We start from the raw sequence: 20,728 nt of genomic DNA on the forward strand, positions 1-20,728 counted from the left end.
TTGGTCTTGCGGCATACAGCGATCGAACGCCTCATCTCTCACCATGCTTATTGACCGCATGCCATTGGACTCTGCTATTTCCTCCTGCAAAATATATCATGCAGGGCTGGCCTGCAGCATCGTTTTCAGCAGTTTGAACTACAAAACGAATAACGTTATATATAAACTAACAATTCAATGCCGAACTGCAATGCCTAAGACACCAGCTAATGTTAAACCGATGGATGTACTGAAATCAGCGCTATCCAGAAACGTACTGATAGATGTTAAGGGAAACAGAGAATACTCCGGTACACTTGAGGGCTACGATGTGTACATGAACATCGTGCTGCAAAACGCAAGCGAGATAATCAATGGAGAGAACAAGGGTGTATACGACCGTGTTCTGGTGAGGGGCGATAACGTAATATTCGTCTCTCCATCAAAGGGTGATGGTTCATGAGCAATGGAACAGCCGTAATGGGTAAGATAAATAACAAGAAGACGCACATAAGATGCAGAAGGTGTGGTCATCACACATATAATGTAAGGACGAAGAGGTGCTCTCACTGTGGATTCCCTGCCCCAAGGATCAGATCCTATAAATGGGCAAAAGCCAAGTGAAGACTGTGCAGTTGTGGGTTTCAGAGGCAGGATCGATGCCTATGATCCCATAATAACTGCACTCCGAACGCTGCAGCATAGGGGGCAGGAATCTGCCGGTATGGCCGTTTTTGACGGCAGGAAGACCATACTGAAGAAGGGCCGCGGCCTTGTGACAGATGTTTTCAATCCCTCCACAGACAATATGAAGGGTAAGATAGGCGTTGGCCACACGAGGTATTCAACAGCAGGTTCCAAGGATGTGATCGATGCCGGCCCGTTTGTTATAAACTCTCAGATCGGATTCATCTCCGTCTCTCATAATGGCGAGATCGTCAATGCAGATGAACTCAAGGAGGAGATGAAGAGAGAGGGTGTGAATTTCCAAAGTGATTCGGATACAGAGGTGCTGCTGGCTGAACTTTCCAGAAACATCTCCAAGTACGGACTCAAGAAGGGCTTTGAGGTGTCCATGAACACGCTCAAGGGGGCCTATGCCTGTGCTGTTGGAATAAATGATAGACTATTCGCTATGAGGGATCCAAACGGGATAAGGCCACTGGTTATTGGAAAGAACGCCGATGGGTACATAATTGCCAGTGAGAGCTGCGCCATAGATGCTCTTGAAGGCACCGTGATAAGAAATGTCGAACCCGGGGAGGTTGTCGAGCTGACCGACGACGGCCCGAAGACCATAGCAATCCACAGTGGAGAGAAAACTGCCCACTGCATGTTCGAATACGTTTACTTCTCAAGGCCAGACAGCACCATCGACGGCATAAACGTCTATATGGCCAGGGTCAGGATGGGTATGATATTGGCCAGAGAGAGCCCGGTTGAAGCGGATCTTGTCATACCAGTCCCGGATTCAGGGAGATCGCAGGCGATAGGATACTCAATGCAGTCCGGCATACCGTACACTGAAGGATTGATGAAGAACAGGTACTCGGAACGCACATTCATAATGCCAACGCAGAACGACAGGAAGGCGGCCATCAGGCTGAAGCTCAATCCGGTCAGGGAGGTCATAGCCGGAAAGAGGGTGGTCCTGGTTGACGACAGCATTGTCAGGGGAAACACGATGCGCTTCATCGTCAGCATGATGAGAAAGTATGGTGCGAAGGAGGTACATGTGCGCATTGGGTCACCCCACATAATAGCGCCATGCTACTTTGGCGTTGACATGAAAACGAAGGATCAGTTCATAGCCAGGGGAAGGACGGACGCGGAGATAAACAGTGAGATAGGAGCAGATTCGCTTGCCTTTCTCTCCATAGATGGCCTTAAGGAGGCCATAGGCCTTGACGAGAACAGCCTTTGTCTTGGATGCCTGACCGGAACATACCCGATAGACATTTCAAGAAAGCTTGCAGAAAAGATAACGCAGTACTGATCACTTTTTTGCTTTTTTTATCTCGTCCTCTATTCTCTCGCGCATGGTTCTGGAATCGATCCTGGTTCCAAGGAGATCCGATCTTGCTGTTATGGCAACCTTATTGGCGATCATCCTAGCTATCCTGCCCCTCGATTTCGGATTTATTGCAGATAGGCCCGGGAATTTGAATATCACACCATACTTTGGATTCTTCTTTCCCTGTCCGAGAGACTGGAAAAGGGCCTTCTCAGCACCCAGCATCTGAATGGAACTAGCCGGCATGAAGGCCAACCTCTTCAGGCCCCTTGATCGCTCTAGGAGATCCATAGCGAGCTTGGGCCCAACAAGATCAACTGTGTTTGGCATTATCTCCTTGATCCTCGCACGTATGCGATCATCGATCTGAGATCTGAACTCGCACAGCTCGTTACCTTTTCTGAATATTTCGGATATCTCTTCAACAGTAGAACCGTTCCTGAAGAACTGGCATGGATCTCCGGATGTATTTATTCTGTATGGGATGGAGAACGGAATGCACCTCTCGTAATACTTATTTATGATCTCGTCTAGGGCGTTCCTTACCGCCGCTACCTTTATCAGTGCCTGATCCGGCGTGAACTCTTCCCTTATTCTTTCCTTTCCATACTCTATAAGGAGCTTTCTCAGGTCTGGTATCTCTCCCGGACCGTCCAGATCCGGTATTCTTCCCTCTCTCAGATCCTTGAAGATCTTTATGTAGTCCTGATCCAGATTTTTGAACAGCCTCTTTCCCGATCCGTACCACATTATCCTTTCCATCCTCGGCCTCCAGGAATATATGATCGAAATCCACTACCTTCATAAAGATGTTATCGGAGCTGCACATTGCTATGCCCGTACCCACAAGGTCATTGTCCTCCGATATGACAGCTACCCTGTCGCCCTTTCTGAACTTGCCATCGATTATCTTTATTCCACCAGCATACAGATCCGAACCATGTGCTATATTTCTGAGTGCGCTCCTCTTAACCACTATCTTCGGATGATCCCTGAAGGCATAGGTCATATCGAGTATGTGATCCCTGATCATTGCGTCTTCGCCCTTTCTGGCAAGTTCAACCATGGCCGCCAGATCCTGCAGCGTTATACATTTATCCTCTGTGAATGGCCCAGTCGACGTCCTGCGCAGGTCAACCATCTGGCCGCCCTTGCCTGAGACATAGCCTATATCGGTGCACAGCGTTCTGATGTAAGTCCCAGATTCGCATTTCACGTGGAATAGGACTAGCCTGTCCCTCTTCTCCAGCAGATCGAGCGAGTATATCGTCTTGACTCTCAGGCTCCTTGAAACGGCGCTTCTCACCGGTGGGAGCTGATATATCTTCCCGGTGAATTTCCCGAAATAGTATCTGACTTCTTCCTCGGTTATGTCATCGTAGAAGCGCATTACTCCAACGTATTCCTTTGGGCTCTCATGCACCACATCCACAAGGCGCACGGCCTTGCCTATGGCCATGGTGAGAACCCCTGTGACATTCGGGTCCAGAGTACCTATGTGGGCCACCTTCTCCGTACCAAGTATCTCTCGCACCCAATGATCCACCTGATGGCTCGTGGGGCCCTGTGGTTTGTCTATAACGATAAAACCGTTCATACTGGAGAAGTCCAATGGTATCACCCGAGTATCCCATAACCATATTTAAAATCAGACGATTATCGATGCAGTATCCTGGGCGTAAATACATCCTTCCTTGACAGCTCGTCGATCCTGTTCGCTATGTATATGGCTATCTCAGGAGGTTTCATAAATTCTGTATTCACAACTATATCGTATATGGACAGGTCGTCTATGTCTATACCATAGAGCCTCCTGTACCTTTCCTTCTCGGATCTCTCCCTCTTCTCCATCAGATCCCTGGCCGCATCTATATCTATGTTCTCTCTTCCAGCAAACCTAACGAGTCTAGTATAATATGTGGCATATAGAAAGACTCTGAACGCACCTATGCCATTCAGGTACGATATCCAACCCGCCAGGCGTCCCTCAACTATTATATTGTCGTTCACCTGCATGAATGCCTTCTGTGTCTCGTCCGTATAATAATCAGCTTCCGGATGGGTCTCAGAGTACACGTTAAAGTCCTCGATGCTCATATTCATCTTTTTTGCGGTTTCCCTGAAAAAGGTGCCTGAGGAATAGACCGAATAGCCTGTTATCTTCGACAGCTCAGAACTGACCGTTGATTTTCCGCTGCCGATCTTTCCGGCTATGGTTATCCTCATTCCTGTTCCCTGTTCAGTCTGTTGCCTTGGAAACTGACATCCTGCTGAGCTTCCTCAGTTTGAAGCTGAAGTCAACGTACTTCATCACCATGGTGACAAAGTAAGATACCACGAGTTCGGTAAGGAAGTACATGAATATCCAGTATGGCATTATCCAGAAATGGGCATTCGTTATGTTTATGTTGAAATCCCATGGAAACGCCACGTAGTTGTATGGAAGATTTCCGACAAAAACAAAGAGCCAGGCGTAGAACAGTATTGTGACGACGCTGATGACCATAAGAGGTTTCATGGTGTTCATGGACAGCTGGTACTGATCCATCGACATCTGCATTCTCATGCTGTTAAGCTTGTTTATCTTCTTCATGTCCCTTTCCCTGTAGGCCTCCCTTATGGCATCGTTGAAGGCCTTCATGGTGTTCTGCATCTTCCCCATCTTGACCCAGTCCGTGAAGAAATATCTGGGTATCGATAATATTATGCCTATTATCACACCTGTCAGTATTATGGTCAGGACAGGATACCTGTAACCGAATCCTATTGAGGGGATCAGAGCGAAATTGAGAAGCCTCCCAACGGCATCCCTGGAGGAAGGCGTGATCACAAGGAACAGCGATCCCAGCATGACGACCATATATATCATCTGGAAGGTCATCATCTTCTTCATCGCTTCCTGCTGTTCCTTGGGGTACTGTTCAGTCAACCGTAATCACCTTTATGATATCCTGTGCTGCCTTATCTGGTTTTCCCTCTTCGTTTGTTACGATCTTCACCGTTGCACCGCTGAATACGGAATAGGCTGCAGCAAATGCCCTGTTGATCTCCTGGTGTTCTCTGATGCTCTCTATCGAATCCTCGTCCCGAGCCCTCGTTGGATCGTTCCGCCTGCGGCTGAGGATCAGTTCTGGATCTGCTTCTACTATTATGAATATTGACGCATTTATTTCTCGAAGGACCCATTCTGGTAGACCCGGAAGATAACCAAATGGAGTCTTGATGGACATATGCGTGTCCACTATGACGTTGTCCATCTTCCCTATCTCCATTGCGGCATTCTTCTGCAGGTCGATCTGGATGTCCCGCGAAAGCTTGCGCATCTGATCTCTGTTATCGACCAGACCCCGCTTCTTCGCCAGTTCGAACATCAGTGTGCCGTAATTGACCATGTTTATTCCAGTCTGCCTGCTCACTATGTCAAGCACCGTGGTCTTTCCCACGCCTGCAACTCCAGTTATTACTGACCGCATTCAACCACCCACGAAGAACTGCCTTATCACAGGATGCATCTCCATAAGCTGCTCCCTGCCCATCGCCTCGTAGAACTGTATTATTATACCGACAGCCAGGAGAAGGCCTGTTCCGCTAGTATCTCCGACGGTACCTATAAGGTTCGCACCGGCGGCCAAAAGTCCCACAACTGCACCGCTGAATATCGTTATGGCCGGTATGTATTTTTTGAGCACGCGCTCCATGACCCTCGGATCCCTCCTGAAACCAGGTATCTGCATACCACTGGCCTGTATCTGTTTCGCAACAGCCGAAGCTCCCATGTTGGTGGTCTCTATCCAGAATATTGCGAAGAGGACGCTAAAGCCAACCATGAAGGCTGTGAACACTATGATGTGTATTGCCTCCTGGAGTGGGGTGTGCCCCAGCAGTATGTTCTGGTAGGCCGATGGCTGCAGTATCGGGAAGAGCCAGTCAGACAACCCATTGGGCGAGAATAGGTAGTATGCAAGTCCACCCGTTGGCGTGGTAGCCGATATGTTCAATGCAGTGGCCTGCGCAGTGGTCGGATATGAACCGAGAAGCGGATTGTGCCCGAATATAGGAACCTTGCTCAGAACCGGACTGCTCCAGAAGAGCAGTGTCCACATGGACACATTGGCCAGCAGAGCTGTTGCAAGTATCACAGGTATATTCGAGGCATAGAGCAGCTGCAGAGGATAGCGGCCCCTGGCACCTCTTACCCTCTCATGCGATATAGGAAGCTCTATCTTGCTGCTCTGGAAGTAAGCGACAAGGAAGAAGATCAGCAGCGTACCAAGAACTGCTATCATTGGATTCGGCGGTGAAAAGAGTATCTGAACCACACCGTTGGTCAGAAGATATGATGAAGAGGAATGCATTATTATGTAGAACATCTTTGGGAATGCACCGGCCGGTGGGTTCGTCAGAGAGTAGGTGAGCGCGTTGTTCAGGGCCTGCCAGTTGAAGGCACCGATGAACAGCTGCTCTGAAACATCCGCTGCAATGAACAGCGATATACCGGATCCTATCCCGTACTTCGAGACGACCTCGTCCATCAGGAACACCAGATAGGAACCGAAGAAGAGCTGAAGGATTATTATTGTCTGAGCCAGGAACTCTCCATAGCCTGGAAACACCGCGTTTATGGAATTTACAACCTTAGTGTCCGGTACAAGGTATCCAAACGCCTGCGGTATCGCCTCGACGAATATCATTATGATGACCAGAAGCTTCTGAACACCCTGATATATGGCCTTGTCTTCGGCATTCTGCAGGTCCAGGTTGAATATCTTTGCACCCACGAACAACTGCATGACTATGCTTGCGGTGACTATAGGGCCTATACCGAGATCCATCAGGGATCCGGAGGCGCCAGCGAATATCTCCCTGAACGATGCGAAGACGTCTATGGTCTGGGCCGTGTTTAGACCATATATGTATATGTTGCTCAGGGCGAAGTAAAGCACCACGATCAGGGCCGTCCACATCATCTTATACTTGAATTCGACGTGACCCTTGGCCTTCTTAACTGCTGGAAGCTTTGCTGTCAGATCCTCCAGGCCATACAGTTTGCTCTTCTTTGGGCCCCTGTAGCTGGCAACCAGATAGGTGATATAAAAAAGCGGTGCGATTATGACGCCAGCTATCGTCAGTTTTATGTATCCCAGGTGACCGAAGTACCAGAATGCGATCATTACGATCGCATATACGATTATGAGGGGGAAAACAACTGAATTGTTACGCTGAGCTTCCGTCATTTTCGATCTTCGAACCTATAGCTGAAAGCTTACTTATTGCTTTTTCGGTTGCCTTATCAATGATTATCGTTGACTTTACCGTGAAGTTTCCGTTTCCAAGCAGCTTATCGTAGCCTGCCGCCCTAAGATCCACTATTATCTCTCCGTTCTCCTCCCTCACGAAGCCGTCCCTTTTGAGGCTCTCATACATGTACTCAACGTCACCCAGGTTGATAGGCACCTCAACCTGTGAAATGTGATGGCTGGTGAAGCCCTTCCCGCCGAAGTGCAGTGGGTCATATTTCACCATCCATATCCACTTGTGCTTTCCCATGCCGGCGTTTCCGCTTCCTCCCTTCTTACCCTTTCCACGACCGGCCTTGAAACCACGGCCATAATGGCCGCCACGAAGCTTTTTAGTTCTCTCTCTTACCATTCAGGTCCACCCCTGATATGATCATCCTTCTGATCAGCTGATTTATATCAGATCCCCTGTACCCAGAGGATCCACCGCTCCTGTAGGACTTCCTTATGGCCTCATATCCACCCTTTGGTGGGTTGAGCCTCAGGACAGGAACGGCATCCGTTATGTCAGATGGCTTTATCTTACCGTCTATGAGGGCCTGCGCCAGATCCCTGTAGGACGAGAACCCAGTCTTCTCCTTGAGCTCCTCTTCGGTCAGATGTCTGCGGCCCCTGAACATGAGTCTGTTCTTCAGGAGAAGTTCCAGAGTGTCGACATCTATCTCTCCCCAGGTCACATAATCCTTGACCTTCTGGAGCATGCCCTTCACCACGTCATCCTCGTTGAGCAGCACCAGATGATTGATCCTGTTCAATCTCATCAGGTGCGCAGTATCCGCAATGTCCTCCTTTATACCAGTTCTACCCCTAATCCTTATGACCGCTAACATTCACAACACTCCCCGAATATATAGGTGTAGATAGTACTATGCCTGGATTTATCCTGACCTTTGATGTTTCCTTCAGTGCATTGTATACTGCAAGTGCATAGTTCACGGTTGTCTTGGTGTGGCCCGCCGCAAATCCCCAGGCATCCTCGATGCCTGCTATGCTGAGTATGGTTCTGGCCACATCTCCAACTGCCAGACCTACCCCTCTTGGAGCAGGTTTCAGGGTTATTCTTACGGAACCGGACTTACCCTGGACAAGAAACGGCAGCGTGTGAGCTCTCCCACATCCACATTCCCAGGACCCGCAGCCTCTCCTTATCTCCATTATGTTAAGCTTTGCATTTATCAATGCCTTCTTGATGGCGGGAGCAGCCTCCTTTGAACGCCCTATTCCGAGACCCACGTATCCATCGCCATTTCCAACAACCACCGTTATTGAGTAGGTCATCCTCCTGCCGGAGTCCGTCATCCTCTGCGCCCTCTTTATATCTATGACCTCATCCTTCAGATTGGGAAGAAGATAATCTACTATCTCATATTCTTTGAGAGGGAGCTTGCTTCTGAGGGCTTCTCCCATAGTCTTTATCTGACCTGAGGCAACAAGCTTGCCCAGCTGCGTCTTAGGAATCCATTCATCACTCATGCTTTCTCCTCCATTTTCTTGAAGTTCTTAACTATCTCCGATATCTTTATCGGGGACTTGAGGTGCTTCCCATCCATACGTTTCTTATCTGGGAATACATCCTCGCCGTGTGGTACCTCTATTCCGGCATCGATGAACCCCTTCAGGCACGCAGCGATCCTTCCGCCCTTTCTGAATTTTCTCCTGCCGGTATCCAGCACCGCACCTTCTACTCCGTTCTTTTCAGCCTCCATGCCAGCTATGTAACCTACGAGGTAGCATATCTGTATGTTGTTTCCTCTAATCTCTACTCCGTATTTGGCCAGAGTCTTATCTGTGACCGTGAACAGTATCCTGTCTCCGATCTCTGAATATTCTGCTACCTGTGCTATAATGCCCTTTCCAGTTATCCTCACTATGAATCTTTTCTCTCTGGACTTGAGCAGCTTTAACCTCTTCGAATAATCTGTAATTCCAGCCTCCTTTCTCTTGAACACCATGGATATCACTCACCCACCAAACCTGCACTCTTCAGATGGGATAGGAGCTGTGCTCTCGACCTTATGGAACCGCTTTTGATGAACCTGTAGTACTTCCTGTATGTCTCCTTGGTTATCTTGCCCTCGCTCTTCAATGTCCTTAGCTCATCTCTTAGTGCCCTAATTGTGTCTATCCAGCGTTCCTTGCGCGGGTATCTAGCATATCTCGTTCCTCTTATGGAACCAGGGCCTCTTCTCCTGTCCTTAGAGAGCTGCTTTATCCTCTTCTTGAGTCTTCCGTTGGATATGCCCTTCTTCTGCTTTATCCTTATCACGTCCTGCTTCATCAGGGCGATAACGTCCTGCCTGGTTGCGGCCTCCATCACACGATCTATCTTGTTCGTATCAATGTAGACTCTGGATGCACCAACGCCTTTGATATCTGCAACGATCCTCTTAACACTCTCCGATCTCATCGTTTTCACCTTCCGTTGAGCACCTTCAGTTTCAGCTCCTCGGATCTCTTCACTATCTCCTGCCTCTTCCGAGAACCTACGCTGGATGCGATCCTCACTGCCTGATACCTTGGATCCACTGCCTCAAGTTCCTTGACGTTGTGTACAAGCACCTCATAGTATCCCGATGGATGCATGCCTCTCACAGCCGCTGGCGACCTGAAACCGGCATCCACCACTGGTGGTCTCCTGGCAAGATGCTCTCTCAGCTTTGAATGCTTTCCCCTGGGCTTTCGCCAAGCGTCGCCCAGCTTCTTGTACCTGAACCACTCCTGGCGGTGGAATTCCACCCTCTTCCTCGCCATGATGTTCTTGATCTTGAGCAACCTGCGCTGATTTTCATCAAGCAATCTGTTCATCTCATTCACCCTTTGAAATCAGGTATATTCCGTCCTGAAAGACCCTTGGATCGAATCCCTTGATTATTGTCGAACGCTCTATATTGGCAGCGGTCTCACCGACATCCTTCTTTGATATGCCCGATATGTAAACACGATCACCCTTCACGGTGACTGTTGTGTCTCCAACGATCTCAGCGGTCCTCGGAGATCTCTCCCCGAAGAAGTTCTCGATAACCACCGTCTTTCCTTTGACAGAAACTCTCATTGGGAAATGGCTGTAATCAATCTTCATTTCATATTGGAAGCCATCCTTCAGCCCCTTGATCATGTTGTTTATCTCAGAAGCCCATGTTCCAACTATTCCCCTCACCATTGAGTTGTCCTTGCTGGCATTGATCTTTATTGTGCTGCCATCCTGAACTATCTTTACGTAGTTGTTTGCGAAGTTCTTTGATATGGTCTTTCCCCCATAGGACATCGTCACGGTGGTTCCGGACACTGATACCTTGAATCCCTCAGGAATCTTTATGGATCTAGCTTCCTTCCAATTTATCATCTCGACACCTCAATACACATAGGCCAGAAGTTTACCCCCGATGCCAAGTTTCCTGGCTTCTATGTTGCTCATAACACCCTTCGTTGTGGTGAGTATGAGTATACCAAAGTCCTCGGCGGGTAGGTATCTGGCCTCATATTTCTCAAGATTCTCATTCTTAACTGGGAACCTTGGCTTAATGACACCGCAGTTATTTATTGTTGTGTTCAGTACTATCTTGAACTTTCCGCCCCTGCTCTCGTCTATGACTTCGAAGCTCTTTATGTAGTTGTAGTCCTGCATGACCTTGAGTACCTTTCCGATCAATTTAGCTGCAGGTTCAGCTATTATCTCCCTCTTTCCTAACCTCGAAGCGTTCTTTATTGAATTTATGACATCATTCAGTGTATCGTTCTTCATCAGGACACCTCAGCTGTACTTCTCAAATCCTAGCTGCCTGGCAGTTTCTCTGAAGCACTGTCTGCACAGGTGCAGGCCATACCTTCTCACAATACCTCTCTTCCTTCCACATCTAACGCAACCATCAATGTGCCCGTATTTCTTCTTTGGTTTGAGTTTAACCTGCGACAACATCTCACCTCACAACAGTAACCTTGAAGTTCTTCTGCAGGAAATCCTGCGCTTCTTCTTTCTTGACTCTGATGCTGTTCGGAATGGTCTTTGCACCTATTCTTCTCCTCTCTATTCTGTATCCACCACGTCTTCTGAACACTATGGCTACATCCATTCCGAATATACCTATATCAGGGTCGTACTTCATGCCCTTGAAATCTGTATAATCCGATATACCAAAGTATGCATTACCGTGCTTGTCGAACGAATAGTCTGTTATCTTGTAGTCCTTCACGTAGAACGCCTTATGCAGGAATTCTATGGCATCCTTCTTTCTCAGCGTGACCTTCACACCTATGGGTAAGCGCTTCCTTATGTTGAAGTCTCGGACACTCTTCTTGGCCAGCGTGTTCGTTGCCTTGTGGCCTGTGAGCATCTCCAACACCTTGGCAGCCTTCGTCAGCCTGTCCCCGGCCTGCCCAACGCCTATGTTCACGACTACTTTATCTATCATGACCTCTTCCATGGGGTTCACGGGATCACCTCCTCTGGATTAAGTGCGAAGGAGAACTTTGAACTTCCAACCATGAAGACGTGGTCCTTTATGGTAGAGAAGCCCTCCTGGAAATGAACCAGGTTAGCTGATGATCCCTCCTTCACCTCTATCTTGCTTATGGTGCCTGTCTGGTTCACATGCGATCCGGCAGTGATGTAGGCTTTGTTTCCGGGCTGCATCTTTATTATCTCGCTTATCTTCATATCCGGTATGGACACGACGAGGACGTCTCCGACCTTTATGCTCTTATCATCGGTTATGAACGTTCTGCCATCATGTGTTCCAAGCTGTATCTTGTTTCCAGGCGCCATAACCTTGGATCTGACCTTTAGCAGTTTCATCGCTGCCCTCTCCTTATCCTCCTTCATCAGTACCAGAGCGCCCTGATCGTTGTAAACAACCCTGTAAAACTCACCGTTGATCTCTATCACGTCCATGAATCCCGCGGCGAACTTCTTCTGCCTGACTATCCTGCCATCAACCTTCACAAGTCCATTCGCAAGTATCCTGGCAGCCTCACGTTCCTTGTCCGAAAGTCCAAGATAGTCCCTGATGATCGAAAGAAGCGTCACCGACTGATCCTTGGGATGCATGCCTGGGTTTGGTGTAGGCCCCCAGAAGAAGGTCTTCCTCGGGATCTTCACCTGCCTTGATACCATCAGCCTCTTAGTTCTGTTTATCATCTTCCTCTACCTCTGATTTTTCCTCTGCTACAGGCGCTTCCTGCTCCTTCTGCGTTTCGGCCTTCTCCTCCTGCTTGGGTTCAGGCTCTGGTTCTGGCTTCTCAACCACGATATTCTTCCTGGCAGCCAGTGTTTTTATCTTGTCGAACCTGTCTCCGCGGGAGAGATCGAGATGTGTGATCTGGAGTTTCTCCGGCTGAATGCCGAAGCCCTTCTGCTTTCCATCTGCTTTGGCGATCGTTATACCCTCAACCACAACGAGCCCTGAGGCATGATCAACCTCAGCCACCTTACCTCCTTCTCCCTTCTTGGATCCGCTTATGACCTTGACAACGTCTCCCTTTATCACTGGGAATGACCTTATACCATACTTCTTTCTTAGATCCTTGCTGAGAGATACTTCCATTTTTCTATACATATGATCACCTTAAACTATGATTGAGGCTATGGCGGCTATCCTCGGCCACCTCTCGGCGGCTTCCCTCGCCACTGGCCCTTTGATCTCAGATCCACGGACCTCGCCATCAGGCGTTACTAGAACTGCGGCATTGTCCTCGAACTGCACCATCGTACCATCTGGTCTGCGATACGGGCGCTTCTGCCTTATGACCACAGCATAAACAACCTTGGACCTCATCTCCGGCGTTCCCTTTTTGACACTGGCCATGAACATATCACCTACGCCAGCTGCCGGTATCCTTCTAGCCTTTCCGTGCCATGCCTTGACATCTATGAGGCTTATCGATCTGGCACCCGTGTTATCTGCACAGGTTATGTTGGCTCCAAGCGGCAATCCTCTCGTCTGCCTACCAGCTATCCCCTTCATTGATTCACCTTCTCAACGATCACGAAAGAAATCGTCTTGGCCAGCTTTCTGCATTCGGCAAACCTGACTGTGTCGCCAGGCTTGATCTTTATGCAGTCAGGAACATGAACGTGATATTTCTTTATCTTTGTAGCCTTTCTTTCATATTTAGGTATGTACTGCTGGTACTCCCTCGCAACGACGGCACTCTTCGTCATGTTTGCAGACACGACCTTGCCCACAAGCACCTGTCCCCTTACGGACAGCTTTCCATGGTACGGGCAGTGCGGGTCGTTGCACTCGCTCTCTGGCATCTTAACGTCAAGTCCAATATTACGTGTATACATCTTCTTACCTCCTCAGATCCCTCAAAATCCTGCGATATTCCCTCAGCCTGTCTTCAGGCCGCATGTTTATCAGATCACCATCAACAAACTGACCGTTAATCCTGAATTTCCTGAGATGTTTTGCGATCCTTATTCTCTTTCTACCGGTATCTATCTCCAGCATATTCTTCGTTTCAAAGGAAACCAGGCCAGTTCTTCCTACCTCTGAACGGTTTGGACTGTCCACGATCGTGATCTCCATGCCTGTGAACTCATCAAGATAGATCATTTCATTCGACACTCGCTTTGAATCCCATATCCTCGAGGTACTTCTTGACCTCCTGGCGATGGTCCCCCTGGAGTTCAATTATCCTCCCCTCCTTCACGGTACCGCCAGAGGCAACCTTCTTCTTCAGTTCCTTCGCGATCTTCTCTATGTCCTCTGTCTTCGGATCTATGCCCTCTATGATCGTGACGAACTTTCCGTATCTCCTCTTGTCGACCATTATCTTCACAGCCTGCGTTTCCCTTCCGAATCCTTCCCAAGGCTGTAGTTCCTTGGGCATGCCGGTGAAATTTTTATCCTTCATTTACCTTTTTTCCTCCCTCTCAACTGTCAGCAACCTGGCTATCTGTCGCCTTATACCGCGAACCTTGCCAGGACTGGGAGAAGATCCTCCCATTGATATAAGGGCCCTCTCATGCAGAAGGCTCTCCTTAAGATTCTTCAGCGTCTCCTGTCTCTCTTCCTTCGACATCTGTCTGATCTGCTTTGCTCTCAGTTCCAACTTCTTCACCTCCAGTTACATTCTCTATGCTGAACACGTCCGGAAGCTTGTACTCTGGATTGAGTATCTTGACCGTCACTCCGAGTATGCCAACCTTCAATTTTGCCGTGGAGAACCCGGTTATCATCCCCTTGCTTCCAGGTTCGCCAGAATACTTCACGTTGCCGTATATGAATTTCTGATACCTCGCACGCTCTCCAGATATCTTACCTGATATCTTTATGAGTACCCCTTTGGCTCCTGCCTGTATTGTCCTGTTCAGCGATGTGTTTCCTGCCTTCCTGTATGACCAGCCCTTTTCCAGTGAAAGAGCGATCTTCTTTGCTATCACGGATGGGTTCAGATCCGGATCCTTGACATCTTTGACCTCGATCTGCGGAGTCTCTATGCCATACCTCTTCTCCAGGGTCTCTGTCATCTGCTGTACCTTGCTGCCGCGTCTTCCGATCACCAGACCGGGTCTGTTAACGTACAGCGTTATGTTGGTACCGAACGGCGTCCTCTTCATGACCATGTTTCCAAAGCCAGCGTTCTCGGTCTCCTTGACAACGTATTCGTAAACTAGCAGCCTTTTGACAGCTTCGTTGATGAACTTTCTCTCCTTCATTCGGATCCCTCCGTCACTATGACTTCAAGGTTTATCAGATCCTTGAAGTTTGCACCAGCTCTCCCATAAGCCTTCGGCGTATATTTCTTGATCATCCTGCCCTTGTTTGCGGCTATGTGTTTTATCACGAGGTTATCGGTATTGAGCCCCTTGAACTCGGCGTTGTTTTCAACGTTTTCCAGAAGCTGTTTGAAGGCTTTTGCAGCCTTTACTGGATATCTCCCTGGCCCTACACCAGGCCTGTGCGATACTGAGTCAAGATACCTGAAATATGGTATGGCGTACGTCTTGTTTATAACGCCATCTATGACCTCCTTTGCCCTTGAAAGGGGCATACCCCTGAGATGGTGGGCTATGTTGACCGAATCCTTAAGGGAGATCTCCGCTTCCCTTATTCTGGCCTTCGCATGATTTCCTTCGATTTCCATTGAGTATCCTTTCATATCGATCACTTCAGTGGCATGAACTTGGATGAACGAGTTGCGCCAACGCCTGGACCGGAGTGCTTTACCTCCTTTCTTGTCATGACGAATTCGCCAAGGTAGTGCCCTATCATCTCTGGCTTGATCTCGAACTTGAAGTAGCTATTTCCGTTGTAAACTTCCACTATCTTACCCACATAGTTTGGAAGTATTATGACGTCCCTGACATGGGTCTTAACGTCCTCCTCGTCGCCCTCGAGCTTCTCCATGAGTTTCTTCTGCTCATAGTTTGGCTCCCTTGTGAGGGTTCTCCTGGCCCTGGCCGGCAGGATCTTTATGAGATCCTCAAGACTCATCTTCTGGAGGTCTTCAAGCGAGTACCCCTTGTAGGTGAACTCCTTTGCCCTGCCGCTGACTACCTTCCTTGATTTCCTGGCCTTTCTCTTTATAGACTTTACAGAACCCTGCTTATTAACGACCATTTACTCTCCTCCTCTTTGGTGAAAGCCTTCCAACCTTCCTTCCTGGCGGTGCGTTTCTTCCAACGGTGCTTGGCCTACCAACATGCTGATGGTTTCCGCCTCCGTGCGGATGGTTGACAGCATTCATGGCAACGCCCCTTACGGTGTATGGGCGCTTCGCCTTGCTCCTCAGATAGTGAACATGGGTACCTGCCTTAAGTATAGGTGGGTCCTTGAGCCCTGATGCAGCCACCACACCAACAGTTGCCCTGCATCTGGGATCGAAATCTCTCATCCTTCCCGAAGGAAGCTTTAGAGTTACGCGCGATCCATGTGAAACAACCAGCGCAAATGTGCCAGCGCTTCTGCAGAATTCACCTCCATCCCCGGGACTGCTCTCGATATTGTAGACGTAGCTTCCGTCTGGGATGTTGGCAAGGACTGTTGTGGTACCGGGTGATACGCTATCTACATTTCCTGCCACTATGTTCTGACCGACAAACGCGCCAGTAAACGCTATCTGATATGCCTTCTTTCCGTCGCTGCCCATAAGCTCAAGAAGCGGGGCATTTCTTCCCGGTGCGTGGATTATATCCTTTATAACGTATGTGCCCTGATCCACATGCTTAACATCTGCAAGATGCCTGTGGCTTGGGCTTCTGTAAACCAGGCTTCCATGGCCTCTCCTCTGCGGAATTATATGCTTACCCATAATACACCTCAGAATACACCAATACGCTCAGCTAGCTCTTCAGCTGAGAATTCCTTGGCTAGCTTAACTATCGCCTTCTTTCCTTTCTTGGTTATCATGATATTTATACCCTCGACCTTCACACCAAATTTCTCCTCTACCTCTTTCCTGATCATATCTTTATCTGCGTCTCTTCTGACGATGAGCGTTAGCTTGTTTTCCTTCTCCGCCATCAGAGCGGTTTTTTCGGTTGACAGCGGGGATATGATTATATCTCCCTTCATTGACCCACCTCCTTGAGTGATTCTATTGCGCCCTCCGTGAATATGGTCAGTCTGCCGCCAACGCCACCAGGAGCGAGCTTCCTTATGCTTAGGGAATTTGGAGAAGCCACATCCACTCCTGGCAGGGACCTGAATGCCCTTAGTGCTGATGAGTTCCTGGCCACTATGAGCAGGCTCTTTGGCTGTTTATATCTTCTTCCTCTCATCTTGCCACGGCCTGCCCTTATATGCTTTCCTTCCCTTGACCTCTCGACGTCATCGTAGACTCCTAGGTTCTTCAAGAGGGCTATGGCATCCTTTGTTTTGCTTATACCCTCTACACCATCCTCCACAACTATCGGAAGTTTTAGATCTTCCTTGAACCTGTGTCCCCTTCTTTTTACAGCTTCAACTGAGGCTGTCAGAGCTATCGCAGAGTACTTGGCTATTTTCCTCTCCCTGTCGTTTATCTTCACGTAGAGATTCTTGGTTGTCCTTGGAGAATGCGCACTCTTACCTCCAACAGCACTGGCTATGCCCACAACTCTGGATCCGCCCGCTATCCTTGGCATCCTCGAGATGCCGAGACCAGGCCTAGTGGTATGCCCAACGCGCCTCATACCGGCAAGCGGAGACGATCCATAGGGCTGTCTCATCGACAATGAAATCGCCCTGAATGCACGTCTTATAAGGTCTTCCCTTACATCCGTATCGAAAACCTCTGGAAGGTCTATCTCTCCCTTCATTTCACCTGAAACTGAATAAATTGGTACTTTCGTATTCAATCACCCTGCTTTGATTCCAATGATATGTACTCCAGCTTCACATCTTCTATGTCCGGTACCTTCTGTCTGGCCGGATCTCTCATCTTGATCAGTCTCTTGGCGGGCCCGGGTATTGAACCGAAGAGCAGCACGTAATCGTTCTTCACCAGACCATAATGCAAGAAGCCCCCGCGCACATTTATCGAATCTACCTCTTCCTTCTTGCCGTATTTTATAACTCTTACATTGCTGATTGTTCTCTGCTGATATCCCATCTGACCTGCCTGTGGAACGGTGTTCCTGACCCAGTCAGGATGCCAGGGCCCAAGGGTACCGATCATTCTCCTGTGCTTCCTGTTCTTTCTCGGGAGCAGTTTAACACCGAATCTCTTTACATGGCCGGTGAATCCCTTTCCCTTTGTGATCGATACCACATCAACGAATTTTCCAGCCTTTGAAAACTCGCTGAACATTATCTGCTTTCCAAGATGGTTTCTTGCGTAATCCAGCCTTTCCTTGAGGGAATTGCCTCCACCGATTCTGAGCTCGAAAAGCTCAGGCTTCTTGGATGGTATGCCGGATACATCCTTGTTCCTGGTTGCGACTATGATCCTGACATCTGCGTATGATTCTGGTGGATCTCTCTCAGTATTCTTCTTTATTTCAGGTATCTTCCTGAATATCTCTTTATCCAGATCCTTTGCCCAGGCCTCGAATACCACAACAAGGTTTCCCTCAGCGTCCTCGTCGTACAGACGATATCCCACGACATCCAGAGGTGGAACCTCCACCACGGTCACCGGTACAAGTATAGGTTGACCCGCTGTGACGCTCTTCTTCCTGTAATCTATCATCTCGACATGCGTCATTCCAACCTTGAATCCAGCGAATCCCTGTACCTTGACCTCACCCTTTATCTCTGGCCAGCTACGAATCTTTGGATCTATGCTCTTCGCTCTTACTCTGGGGTAATATGCCATTGACCCCCTTCTCGAATGATGAGGCGTCGCCATCTAATTCACCACCTTATACCGTTACACGTTGTACGCCGATCTAAAACCATAGATCGACCACTCTGGGACTCTCGCAGGAGTTGCCCAAACGTGTATGGCTTTATGGCGCTCTTTACAGCGCCGTAAAGACAGCTCTATCGAGCACTTACTGCCCTAATGCAAACATGGTTATTAATATTTCTTGATTTCGACCAAGGAGATCATGAAAAATGAAAACGGATTCGATACAGATTCCATAGTATTTTTCACTATATGATCGATAAGAGCCGCGCACGTGGTCATAGATTTTTCACGGCAGACTCCAGATCCGGGTATCTGAAGGTAAATCCTGAATCCATCAGCCTCTTTGGTATAACCCTCTGGCCGCTCATGAGTTCCCTGTACATCTCACTTCCAAGCAACATTCGCCCAACGAATTCTGGAATCCTCATCTCCCTGTAGCCTCTTTCTCTCGCCAGAGCATGTGAAAGATCAGCGAACGAAACCGGTGATGGCGAGGCCATGTTCACCGGCCCTGTAATGCTTCTGTTTTCTATCAGGAACATGACCGCGCTGACATAATCCTGTATATGTATCCAGGATACAGGCTGAACGCCCTTGCCAAAGTAATAGACCCTTCTGCTGCGTGTATTCATTATGCGAGAAAGAAATCCTCCATTGCCGCTCAGCACATTGGATGTTCTCAAGATGACCGTTCTTGTATATCTTGATGCCTTCAGTGCTTCGTCCTCCCAAGCGTTGGCAAGTTCTGCAAGAAAACCTGTACCGGGTGGTGAATTCTCATTGAATGTCGTGTCTTCACCGTATCCATAATAACCTATGGCAGATCCAGATAGAAAGACCTCAGGTTTGCTTTCCAATGCCACGATATATTCAACCATCCTCCTGGTACTTTCTATCCGGCTTTTTATTATCTCTTCCTTGATCTTATGGTTCCAGCGTTTCGATCCTATATTGTATCCGGCCAGGTTTATCACGACATCGCAGTGTTTTATCTTCTCAAGATCGTTCCAGTTCACAAGATTTACGTTTCCATCCTCTCTGGATGAACCACGCGTTACAACGTAGTATGTGTTGCTGTGTATTCCAGTTATCGCTTTCCCTATTAAACCTGTACCGCCGGATATTACGATGTCCATTGGGCATTCAAGGTATACAGATATTAAATACTTTCCTAGCTCTGAAAATCCTTTTTATACATCAGATATTTATTCGATACCACTATGCCGGTCGCTTGATATGGCGCTTTTTGATGATTGTGACGAGTTCAGGCAAAGAATTAATAACGGGCAAGACTTAGATAGCTTCACAGAGAGACCACGATGAGTTCAACGGAGAGAACAAGAAGGAACATGATCAGGGACAGGGTTTTAGTCAGCGCCAGAACGCTATTGCTCAAGGTGAATCCCACCGGAGACCAGAACCTTGGAAAGTACGCCTATTATGGCTTCATATTTTCAATACTCATACTTTTTGCGGCAGTCGTTGCACTTACCAATGCCTATCTGCATTACCTGAACGTATCATCCTATTACTCCTACGAGAGAAGGATATTGGCCCCATTCTCCCTGACCGGATATGAGGGTATGTTCTTCGTGGTCGCGTTTGCGCCGCTTCCGGATTATCTCATAATCCCCTTCTATGGTTATCTGGCCTCGATAGGGGAGTTCAACATATTTGCCACGTTCTTTGTCTCCGTAATGTCTATGCTTTTTGAGATGGGTATAGAGTATGCAGGTGGCAGGCTGGCTGGTCGGGCCATACTTTTGAAGGCACTATCGTATTTCAAGATAACGGAGAATGACCTCGAGGTGGCAGACAGGTGGATAAGGGATCACGGTCCGTTTTCAATATTTGTGGCCACGTTCATACCTTATTTCAAGAACGTGACATCGGTGGCTGCCGGTACCCTGAAAATGAATGCGCCATGGTTCTTCCTTTCTAACTTTGCTGGTTTTGCCATACGGTTTGGGCTTCTCATCTATGTAGGATATTCAGGCATATTCGTTTTGACGCCGTCCTTCGACTATGATCACAGGATTGCAATAGCAATACTGGGCGTCATGGCGCTTCTGTACCTTACGGGATATCTGATCAACAAGGCGCATACGATAATATCGCACAGATTAAGGAACAGCGGAGATTGATTGTATTTCCCAATGTC

35 protein-coding genes are annotated in these 20,728 nt (G+C 48.4%); 4 read left to right on the forward strand and 31 right to left on the reverse strand.

Going from position 1 to position 20,728, the window contains the following annotated elements; translation table 11 throughout:
• Positions 1-190: 190 nt before the first annotated feature.
• From F6Q11_RS02750 to purF, 3 genes are read left to right on the forward strand one after another with little or no spacing between them, the layout of a single operon-like run.
• On the forward strand, positions 191-442 hold the full coding sequence (locus tag F6Q11_RS02750) for an LSm family protein (RefSeq protein WP_297026183.1): 252 nt from the start codon (positions 191-193) through the stop codon (positions 440-442).
• Positions 439-603, forward strand: a complete 165-nt coding sequence (locus F6Q11_RS02755; RefSeq protein ID WP_297026184.1) for a 50S ribosomal protein L37e — start codon at positions 439-441, stop codon at positions 601-603. The genes F6Q11_RS02750 and F6Q11_RS02755 overlap by 4 nt, the downstream gene beginning before the upstream one ends.
• Positions 551-1,975, forward strand: a complete 1,425-nt coding sequence (gene purF / locus F6Q11_RS02760; protein WP_297026185.1) for an amidophosphoribosyltransferase — start codon at positions 551-553, stop codon at positions 1,973-1,975. Before F6Q11_RS02755 ends, purF begins: the two co-directional genes overlap by 53 nt.
• Here purF and F6Q11_RS02765 read toward each other — a convergent pair whose 3' ends face one another.
• The 31 genes from F6Q11_RS02765 to F6Q11_RS02915 all read right to left on the reverse strand — a co-directional run bounded on the left by F6Q11_RS02765 (position 1,976) and on the right by F6Q11_RS02915 (position 19,703).
• Entirely contained in the window at positions 1,976-2,623 is a 648-nt protein-coding gene (locus F6Q11_RS02765; protein ID WP_297026220.1) for an NOP5/NOP56 family protein, read from the reverse strand.
• Positions 2,508-3,605 (reverse strand): RNA-guided pseudouridylation complex pseudouridine synthase subunit Cbf5, encoded by a 1,098-nt coding sequence (locus F6Q11_RS02770; RefSeq protein WP_297026186.1) that lies wholly within the window; start codon positions 3,603-3,605, stop codon positions 2,508-2,510. Before F6Q11_RS02770 ends, F6Q11_RS02765 begins: the two co-directional genes overlap by 116 nt.
• A gap of 44 nt (positions 3,606-3,649) precedes the next feature.
• Positions 3,650-4,219, reverse strand: a complete 570-nt coding sequence (cmk, locus tag F6Q11_RS02775; RefSeq protein ID WP_297026187.1) for a (d)CMP kinase — start codon at positions 4,217-4,219, stop codon at positions 3,650-3,652.
• A gap of 13 nt (positions 4,220-4,232) precedes the next feature.
• Positions 4,233-4,922: a DUF106 domain-containing protein gene (locus F6Q11_RS02780; protein ID WP_297026188.1), complete on the reverse strand. Its 690-nt coding sequence runs from the start codon at positions 4,920-4,922 to the stop codon at positions 4,233-4,235.
• A complete protein-coding gene (locus F6Q11_RS02785) occupies positions 4,915-5,466 on the reverse strand; it encodes an adenylate kinase (protein WP_297026189.1) in 552 nt (183 codons plus the stop codon). The genes F6Q11_RS02780 and F6Q11_RS02785 overlap by 8 nt, the downstream gene beginning before the upstream one ends.
• A complete protein-coding gene (secY, locus tag F6Q11_RS02790) occupies positions 5,467-7,227 on the reverse strand; it encodes a preprotein translocase subunit SecY (protein WP_297026190.1) in 1,761 nt (586 codons plus the stop codon). It abuts the gene before it with no gap.
• On the reverse strand, positions 7,208-7,642 hold the full coding sequence (locus F6Q11_RS02795) for an uL15m family ribosomal protein (RefSeq protein WP_010901656.1): 435 nt from the start codon (positions 7,640-7,642) through the stop codon (positions 7,208-7,210). The genes secY and F6Q11_RS02795 overlap by 20 nt, the downstream gene beginning before the upstream one ends.
• Entirely contained in the window at positions 7,623-8,120 is a 498-nt protein-coding gene (locus F6Q11_RS02800; RefSeq protein WP_297026191.1) for a 50S ribosomal protein L30, read from the reverse strand. The genes F6Q11_RS02795 and F6Q11_RS02800 overlap by 20 nt, the downstream gene beginning before the upstream one ends.
• Positions 8,098-8,763: a 30S ribosomal protein S5 gene (locus tag F6Q11_RS02805; RefSeq protein ID WP_297026192.1), complete on the reverse strand. Its 666-nt coding sequence runs from the start codon at positions 8,761-8,763 to the stop codon at positions 8,098-8,100. Before F6Q11_RS02805 ends, F6Q11_RS02800 begins: the two co-directional genes overlap by 23 nt.
• A complete protein-coding gene (locus F6Q11_RS02810; protein ID WP_297026193.1) occupies positions 8,760-9,242 on the reverse strand; it encodes a 50S ribosomal protein L18 in 483 nt (160 codons plus the stop codon). The genes F6Q11_RS02805 and F6Q11_RS02810 overlap by 4 nt, the downstream gene beginning before the upstream one ends.
• 5 nt (positions 9,243-9,247) lie before the next feature.
• Positions 9,248-9,697 (reverse strand): 50S ribosomal protein L19e, encoded by a 450-nt coding sequence (locus F6Q11_RS02815; RefSeq protein ID WP_297026194.1) that lies wholly within the window; start codon positions 9,695-9,697, stop codon positions 9,248-9,250.
• 5 nt (positions 9,698-9,702) lie between these two features.
• A complete protein-coding gene (locus F6Q11_RS02820; protein ID WP_297026195.1) occupies positions 9,703-10,095 on the reverse strand; it encodes a 50S ribosomal protein L32e in 393 nt (130 codons plus the stop codon).
• A gap of 1 nt (position 10,096) precedes the next feature.
• The gene (locus tag F6Q11_RS02825) at positions 10,097-10,633 is read right to left on the reverse strand and encodes a 50S ribosomal protein L6 (RefSeq protein ID WP_297026196.1); all 537 of its coding nucleotides are present in this window, start codon (positions 10,631-10,633) and stop codon (positions 10,097-10,099) included.
• A gap of 9 nt (positions 10,634-10,642) precedes the next feature.
• Entirely contained in the window at positions 10,643-11,032 is a 390-nt protein-coding gene (locus F6Q11_RS02830) for a 30S ribosomal protein S8 (protein ID WP_010901663.1), read from the reverse strand.
• Positions 11,033-11,041: 9 nt separating this feature from the next.
• Positions 11,042-11,203 carry a 30S ribosomal protein S14 gene (locus F6Q11_RS02835; protein ID WP_010901664.1) on the reverse strand — a complete coding sequence of 54 codons (162 nt, stop codon included), beginning with the start codon at positions 11,201-11,203 and terminating at the stop codon, positions 11,042-11,044.
• Between the two features lie 4 nt (positions 11,204-11,207).
• On the reverse strand, positions 11,208-11,720 hold the full coding sequence (locus tag F6Q11_RS02840) for a 50S ribosomal protein L5 (protein WP_367119319.1): 513 nt from the start codon (positions 11,718-11,720) through the stop codon (positions 11,208-11,210).
• Positions 11,717-12,424: a 30S ribosomal protein S4e gene (locus F6Q11_RS02845; protein WP_297026197.1), complete on the reverse strand. Its 708-nt coding sequence runs from the start codon at positions 12,422-12,424 to the stop codon at positions 11,717-11,719. The genes F6Q11_RS02840 and F6Q11_RS02845 overlap by 4 nt, the downstream gene beginning before the upstream one ends.
• On the reverse strand, positions 12,408-12,842 hold the full coding sequence (gene rplX / locus F6Q11_RS02850; protein ID WP_297026198.1) for a 50S ribosomal protein L24: 435 nt from the start codon (positions 12,840-12,842) through the stop codon (positions 12,408-12,410). The genes F6Q11_RS02845 and rplX overlap by 17 nt, the downstream gene beginning before the upstream one ends.
• A 9-nt stretch (positions 12,843-12,851) precedes the next feature.
• Positions 12,852-13,250, reverse strand: a complete 399-nt coding sequence (locus tag F6Q11_RS02855; RefSeq protein WP_010901668.1) for a 50S ribosomal protein L14 — start codon at positions 13,248-13,250, stop codon at positions 12,852-12,854.
• On the reverse strand, positions 13,247-13,576 hold the full coding sequence (locus F6Q11_RS02860) for a 30S ribosomal protein S17 (protein WP_297026199.1): 330 nt from the start codon (positions 13,574-13,576) through the stop codon (positions 13,247-13,249). Before F6Q11_RS02860 ends, F6Q11_RS02855 begins: the two co-directional genes overlap by 4 nt.
• A 4-nt stretch (positions 13,577-13,580) precedes the next feature.
• Positions 13,581-13,844 (reverse strand): ribonuclease P protein component 1, encoded by a 264-nt coding sequence (rnp1, locus tag F6Q11_RS02865; RefSeq protein ID WP_297026200.1) that lies wholly within the window; start codon positions 13,842-13,844, stop codon positions 13,581-13,583.
• 1 nt (position 13,845) lies between these two features.
• Complete coding sequence (locus tag F6Q11_RS02870; RefSeq protein WP_010901671.1) at positions 13,846-14,145, reverse strand: translation initiation factor; 300 nt, start codon at positions 14,143-14,145, stop codon at positions 13,846-13,848.
• Positions 14,146-14,313: a 50S ribosomal protein L29 gene (rpmC, locus tag F6Q11_RS02875; protein ID WP_048162046.1), complete on the reverse strand. Its 168-nt coding sequence runs from the start codon at positions 14,311-14,313 to the stop codon at positions 14,146-14,148.
• The gene (locus F6Q11_RS02880; protein ID WP_297026201.1) at positions 14,273-14,950 is read right to left on the reverse strand and encodes a 30S ribosomal protein S3; all 678 of its coding nucleotides are present in this window, start codon (positions 14,948-14,950) and stop codon (positions 14,273-14,275) included. Before F6Q11_RS02880 ends, rpmC begins: the two co-directional genes overlap by 41 nt.
• Positions 14,947-15,393, reverse strand: coding sequence for a 50S ribosomal protein L22 (locus F6Q11_RS02885; protein WP_367119320.1), 447 nt, complete (start codon positions 15,391-15,393; stop codon positions 14,947-14,949). The genes F6Q11_RS02880 and F6Q11_RS02885 overlap by 4 nt, the downstream gene beginning before the upstream one ends.
• A 5-nt stretch (positions 15,394-15,398) precedes the next feature.
• The gene (locus F6Q11_RS02890) at positions 15,399-15,854 is read right to left on the reverse strand and encodes a 30S ribosomal protein S19 (protein WP_297026203.1); all 456 of its coding nucleotides are present in this window, start codon (positions 15,852-15,854) and stop codon (positions 15,399-15,401) included.
• A complete protein-coding gene (locus tag F6Q11_RS02895) occupies positions 15,844-16,545 on the reverse strand; it encodes a 50S ribosomal protein L2 (RefSeq protein WP_297026204.1) in 702 nt (233 codons plus the stop codon). Before F6Q11_RS02895 ends, F6Q11_RS02890 begins: the two co-directional genes overlap by 11 nt.
• Positions 16,546-16,553: 8 nt before the next feature.
• Positions 16,554-16,808, reverse strand: coding sequence for a 50S ribosomal protein L23 (locus F6Q11_RS02900; protein ID WP_297026205.1), 255 nt, complete (start codon positions 16,806-16,808; stop codon positions 16,554-16,556).
• Positions 16,805-17,572 (reverse strand): 50S ribosomal protein L4, encoded by a 768-nt coding sequence (rpl4p, locus tag F6Q11_RS02905; protein ID WP_297026206.1) that lies wholly within the window; start codon positions 17,570-17,572, stop codon positions 16,805-16,807. The genes F6Q11_RS02900 and rpl4p overlap by 4 nt, the downstream gene beginning before the upstream one ends.
• Entirely contained in the window at positions 17,569-18,564 is a 996-nt protein-coding gene (gene rpl3p / locus F6Q11_RS02910; RefSeq protein WP_297026207.1) for a 50S ribosomal protein L3, read from the reverse strand. Before rpl3p ends, rpl4p begins: the two co-directional genes overlap by 4 nt.
• Before the next feature lie 278 nt (positions 18,565-18,842).
• Positions 18,843-19,703 carry a TIGR01777 family oxidoreductase gene (locus tag F6Q11_RS02915; protein WP_297026208.1) on the reverse strand — a complete coding sequence of 287 codons (861 nt, stop codon included), beginning with the start codon at positions 19,701-19,703 and terminating at the stop codon, positions 18,843-18,845.
• Positions 19,704-19,886: 183 nt separating this feature from the next.
• Here F6Q11_RS02915 and F6Q11_RS02920 point away from each other — a divergent pair, with 183 nt between their 5' ends.
• Positions 19,887-20,711 carry a DedA family protein gene (locus F6Q11_RS02920; protein WP_297026209.1) on the forward strand — a complete coding sequence of 275 codons (825 nt, stop codon included), beginning with the start codon at positions 19,887-19,889 and terminating at the stop codon, positions 20,709-20,711.
• The last annotated feature ends 17 nt before the right edge of the window (positions 20,712-20,728 follow it).

Source organism: Thermoplasma sp., assembly GCF_008709555.1.
In the GTDB taxonomy this organism is placed as follows: Archaea; Thermoplasmatota; Thermoplasmata; order Thermoplasmatales; family Thermoplasmataceae; genus Thermoplasma.